This window comes from Litorisediminicola beolgyonensis (genome assembly GCF_042679605.1).
GTDB classification, from domain to species: Bacteria; Pseudomonadota; Alphaproteobacteria; order Rhodobacterales; family Rhodobacteraceae; genus Litorisediminicola; species Litorisediminicola beolgyonensis.
On the sequence record NZ_JBHTMU010000076.1, the window covers coordinates 1 to 5195 of the forward strand.

Consider the following 5195-nt stretch of genomic DNA (forward strand, 5'->3'; position numbering starts at 1 on the left):
GACGGCCCCTGCACCGCCGCCCTCGCCGCGGCCTCCGGGACCGGCCCCGAGACACCGCTCGATCCCCGGCCCGAGACCGTCTTTTCCGACGTACAGCGCGCCCGGCTCACCGCCGCCGCCGACCGGGTGGCCGCGGCGCTCGCCCGCGACCCGATGCTCTGGAGGCGCTGGACCATCCGGCGCAAGGGCCAGATCACCGATCCGCCCGATTTCTCGGAGCGCTGGCGCCAGATCCGCCACCGCCCCGGCCAGGTCGACCGCCGCCTCGGCGCCTATATCGAGACGCTCAGAGCGGCGATTTGACGAAGGCGGGCATCGGCTCGCCCGCGCCGGTGCGGGCGAGGAAGAGCGCGGCGGTGTCGAGCGCCTCGCGGATGGTCACGTCCATGTCGAGATAGCGGTAGGTGCCGAGCCGGCCCATGAAGGTGACGCCGGTCTCGGCCTCGGCGCGGGCGACATAGGCGCCCAGCATCTCCTTCTCCTCGACCAGCCGGATCGGGTAGTAGGGAATGTCCTCGGGCCCGCATTCGCGCGAGAACTCGCGGTAGAGCACCGAGCCCTCGTGCTCTTCCCAGGGCGAGAAATGCTTGTGCTCGGTGATCCGCGTCCAGGGCACGTCGCGGTCGCCGTAATTCATCACCGCCGTGCCCTGCCAGTCGCCCTGGGCCGTGAAGCGCTCGAAATCGAGGGTGCGGTAGCCGAGACGCCCCAACTCGTAGCCGAAATAGCCATCGAGCGGCCCCGACCAGAAGACGTGGTCATGATCCTCGGCCATCGCGGGCTCGTACCAGGTCCCTAGCGTCACGGTGATGCCGGGATGGTCGAGGATGCGGGCGACCATCTCGGTATAGCCCTCCTCGGGCATGCCCTGGAACCGGTGGAAGAAGTAGTTGTCGTCGTAGTTGAACCGCACCGGCAGGCGCTTGAGGATCGAGGCCGGAAGCTCGGTCGGCGAACAGCCCCATTGCTTCTCGGTATAGCCCTTGAAGAAGGCCTCGTAGAGATCGGGCCCGACGAAGCGCAGCGCCTGCTCCTCGAAGGTCTGCGGGTCCTCGATCGAGGTATCGGCCTGCTCGGCGATGAAGGCGCGCGCCTCCTCGGGGCGGAAGGTCTTGCGGTAGAACTGGTTGATGGTGTGGAGGTTGATCGGCAAGGAGAACACCTCGCCCCGGCTCGTGGTCTTGACCCGGTTCTTGTAGGGCCTGAAGGCCATGAAGCGGGTGACGTAGTCCCAGACGCCCGCATCGTCGGTGTGGAAGATATGCGGGCCGTAGACATGCACCATGACGCCGGTCTCGGGATCGCGCACCGTGTGGCAATTGCCGGCGATATGGTCGCGCCCGTCGATCACCGTGACCTCGTGCCCGGCCTCGGCCAGCGCCCGTCCCGTCACCGCGCCCGAGAGCCCCGCGCCCACGAAAAGAATCTTCATCGCCTGTCCTCGCTCAGTCCTTGAAGGGTCTGTCACAGCCTCCGCGCGACGACAACGGCCCCGTCGAGACGTCACGGAACCTGCGCATCCGCTCCAAAGTCTCGCCGCATTGATGCGCTTACTTCGGCAAGGTTCTGCCCGTGGGATGGTGCTGCCTTTGCCATGCTCTGGGGGATTTTGCATGGTGATCGCGGACCGTTTCCCTTGGGCGGTTACGACAAAAACGAGCAGAACAAGGACTATCTGCGAATGACATTTTCGGCTGCCGAACAGTATATGCTGGAGCTGGTCAACCGTGCCCGCCTCGACCCCAAGGGCGAGATCAAGCGCTACGACATCTCCTCGGTCAATGACGACCTGCCCGCGGGCACCCTGTCCACCCAGACCAAACAGGTCCTGGCCCCCGAGGCGCTTCTGCACGCCTCGTCCCAGGCCCATTCCGGCTGGATGCTGGACAACGACGTGTTCAGCCATACCGGCGCGGGCGGCTCCTCCTCGAACGATCGCATGCGCGAGGCCGGCTATAACTTCACCGGCTCCTGGAAAAGCGGCGAGAACCTCGCCTGGTCCGGCTCGACCGGCGCGGTCGATATCGAGGCCGCGGTCGAAAGCTCGCATCGCGACTTGATGCTGAGCGCCAGCCACCGCAAGAACATCCTCAAGGACGAGTATCGCGAGATCGGCATTGCCCTCGAGGAGGGCGATTTCAACGGCTATAACGCCGCGATGATCACCCAGAACTACGCCGTCTCGGGCCGGTCCGCCTTTGTCACGGGCGTGGCCTATGACGATGCGGACCGCGACGAGTTCTACTCGATGGGCGAAGGCCGCGGCGGGGTGATCTTCCAGAGCGGCTCGGACGTGGCCGAAACCGCGCGGGCGGGCGGCTACGCGCTCGAACTGGCGGCCGAGATGACCGAGATCATGGTCGGCTGGTCGGGCGGCGAGGCGCAGGTGCAGATCGACCTCTCGGGGGGCAATGCCAAGCTCGACCTGGTGGGCGACATGCTGGCCAGCTCCGTCGATCTGGTGATCCAGTCCGGCAACGCCGGGGGCGCCTGCCTCCTGGGCGTGGACGATCTCGACCTGACCGGCGGCAGCGCCGATGAAACGCTCGAAGGCAATGACGGCGACAACGTCATCGACGGCGGCGCCGGGGATGACACGATCAACACCGGCAAGGGCGACGACGCGGCCGAAGGCGGCGCGGGCCGCGACAAGATCAAGGGCCAGAAGGGCGACGACACGCTCTCGGGCGGCGACGACAACGACAAGCTGATCGGCCAGGGCGGCAACGACACGCTTTTGGGCGGTGCGGGCCGCGACAAGCTCAAGGGCGGCGGCGGCCGCGACCGGCTCGAAGGCGGTGCCGACAACGACGTCGTGATCGGTCAGAAGGGCAGCGACATCTTCGTCTTCCGCGACGGCGACGGCTCCGACAAGATCAAGAAGTTCGACCTCGGCGACGACACCCTGCTGCTCGACGCCGATCTCTGGGGCGGCGGGATGAGCGCCGACGAGGTGGTCGACACGTATGGCGAGGTCAAGCGCGGCAACATCATCCTCGATTTCGGCGATGGCGACGAGATCTGCTTCAAGGGCGAGGACGACCTGTCCGCCCTGGCCGACGACATCTCCTTTCTCTGATCTCCGCCCCTTGCGGGCGACAAGACGGGCCCGGGAGCAGCCGCTCCCGGGCCCGTTTGCGTTCGGGGTCGGCCTCCGGACCCGGGATCAGACGAAGGTCACGTCGCCGGCATCGAAATCGCGGGCCTTCACCCCTTCCAGCAGCACGCCGCCACTGTCCCAGTCGAGCCAGAGCCCGTCGGCATCGGCATGGTCGATCAGCGCCTTCAGCTTGCGCGCGCCCATCTCCAGCTCGAGCACGTCCTGGCCGGAGCGGAAATCCGTGATCACATCCTGCCCCTCGCCTGCGCGGAAGACGAAGACATCCCCCGACTTGCCACCCGAGAGGATATCGTCGCCGGTACCGCCGGTGATCCGGTCGCGCCCGGCCTTGCCTGTGATCACATCGGCTCCATCCTCGCCCAGGAGGATATCGTCGCCGCCACCGCCGTTCATCCGGTCGTCGCCCGCACCGCCGCGCAGCCCGTCATTGCCGCCACCGCCCGCGAGCAGGTCGTCGCCCGCCTCGCCATCCATCCAGTCATTGCCCTTGGCGGCCTTGATCACATCGTCGCCTGCACCGCCCAGGAGCGTGTCGTCGTCCTTGCCGCCCTTGAGCACGTCGTCATCGTCGCCGCCCACGAGCCGGTCATTGCCCGCGGACCCCTTGAGCAGGTCGTCGCCCGCGCCGCCCTTGAGCAGGTCGTCATCCTTGCCGCCCAGAAGCGTGTCGTTGCCGCCCTGCCCGTCCAGGCTGTCGTCGCCGCCCTTGCCCGCGATCTTGTCGTCGCGATCGCGGCCGATCAGGTCGTCATCCTTGCCCTTGCCCTTCAGGGTCAGCCCCGGGCGCGGCACATAGGTCGGCTCGGGCGCCTCGGGGGCGGGGGTCGGAGCCGGACGCGGCGCCGGGGCCGGGGCCGGTGTCGGCTCCTGATCAGTGTCCTCGTCCCGTGTCGACCCGGAGGGCCGCCCGGCCGCGTCCTTTGCCGCGTCCTCGGCTTCCTGGGCGCTGTCATAGGCCTCGCGCAGCGGCTCGAAGGGCCCCGGCCCCTCGTCGGCCTCGGGCGTCGGCGCGGGCGCGTTCGGAGCCCAGCTCGACGGTGCGGGAAAGGGGTTTTCCGGCCAGGGCTCGGGATCGGGCTGATCGCCCACCCGCTCCAGGCGCGGCGGCCGGGTCCCGGCGATCTCCAGCGCGCCGCGCAGCAGCTCCTCGTCGAGCGTCCGGCCATCGGCGCTCCAGATCTCGGTGACGTCACCGCGCACGGTGATCCGCGCACCGGTGGCGGTCTCATGGATCACCACCTCGCGCGTGTCGTAAAACATCGGCGTGTAGCTCAGGTCGATCACGTCGCGGCCGAGCTCGAAATCGGCGATCACGTCGCGGGCGCCGTCATGGATCAGCACGAAGCGATCGGCGCCGTCGCGCCCCTCCATCCGGTCCGCTCCCGCCCCGTCGATCAGCAGGTCGTCCCCCCGCGTGCCGACAAGGCTCTCGGCGCCCGCACCGCCCTCGCGGGTCACGCCCGTCACCGCGATCTTGAAGCGGCTGAGACCCGCCGCCGCCTGGCTCGCCGCGACCGCCTCGAGACCGGCCTCGGTCGCGACCATGGCCAGCGCCTCGACATTGGCAAGCCCCAACCCGGTGTCATGGGCCAGCGTCTCGCGATGCACGAGACGGCCGCTTTCGGTCAGCGAGAACAGGCTCACGCCGTCGTCGCCGCCGCCTGCCAGGACCCGCAGCTCGTCGCCGAACCGCGCCACGGCCAGCGCCGAGACCGCGCCGAACCGCGTCTCCAGCCCGTCGATCAGGTGATCGGTGACGGTGAGCCCGCCCTCGGCATCGATCCGCACCACGCTCAGCGCGCCGCTGTCGCCGGTCAGCGGACGCGAGGCGAGAATGGCGAAGCTCTGCCCGAAGGCGGTGACGGTCTCGAGCGCGCTGACGCCCTGCATCAGCGACAGCCCCTCTTCGGCGCCGAGCGTGTCGCGGGCGGCGATGCCGCCGGTCTTTCCCAGCGCGAAGCTCTGCAGTTGCGCATCGCCGCCGGTCGCGGCCAGGAGCACCGTGCGGCCGCCGATCTCGAGCGTGGCGAGCTGCGCCGCGCCCTCGTCCAGGGCCGCCGTCCCGGCCCGCGCG

4 protein-coding genes are annotated in these 5195 nt (G+C 68.9%); 2 read left to right on the top strand and 2 right to left on the bottom strand.

The window, feature by feature from the left end; genetic code table 11:
* Positions 1-303, top strand: a 303-nt coding sequence (locus ACFQ4E_RS20355) for a hypothetical protein (protein WP_386806369.1), incomplete at its 5' end; no start/stop codon positions are given.
* Here ACFQ4E_RS20355 and ACFQ4E_RS20360 read toward each other — a convergent pair.
* Positions 287-1432 (bottom strand): UDP-galactopyranose/dTDP-fucopyranose mutase family protein, encoded by a 1146-nt coding sequence (locus tag ACFQ4E_RS20360; protein WP_386806370.1) that lies wholly within the window; start codon positions 1430-1432, stop codon positions 287-289. The two genes, ACFQ4E_RS20355 and ACFQ4E_RS20360, sit on opposite strands and share 17 nt — an antisense overlap.
* Positions 1433-1681: 249 nt before the next feature.
* Here ACFQ4E_RS20360 and ACFQ4E_RS20365 point away from each other — a divergent pair, with 249 nt between their 5' ends.
* Positions 1682-3079, top strand: a complete 1398-nt coding sequence (locus tag ACFQ4E_RS20365; RefSeq protein WP_386806371.1) for a CAP domain-containing protein — start codon at positions 1682-1684, stop codon at positions 3077-3079.
* An 87-nt stretch (positions 3080-3166) separates the two neighbouring features.
* Here ACFQ4E_RS20365 and ACFQ4E_RS20370 read toward each other — a convergent pair.
* The coding region (locus tag ACFQ4E_RS20370) for a calcium-binding protein (RefSeq protein WP_386806372.1) at positions 3167-5195 on the bottom strand (2029 nt) is incomplete at its 5' end.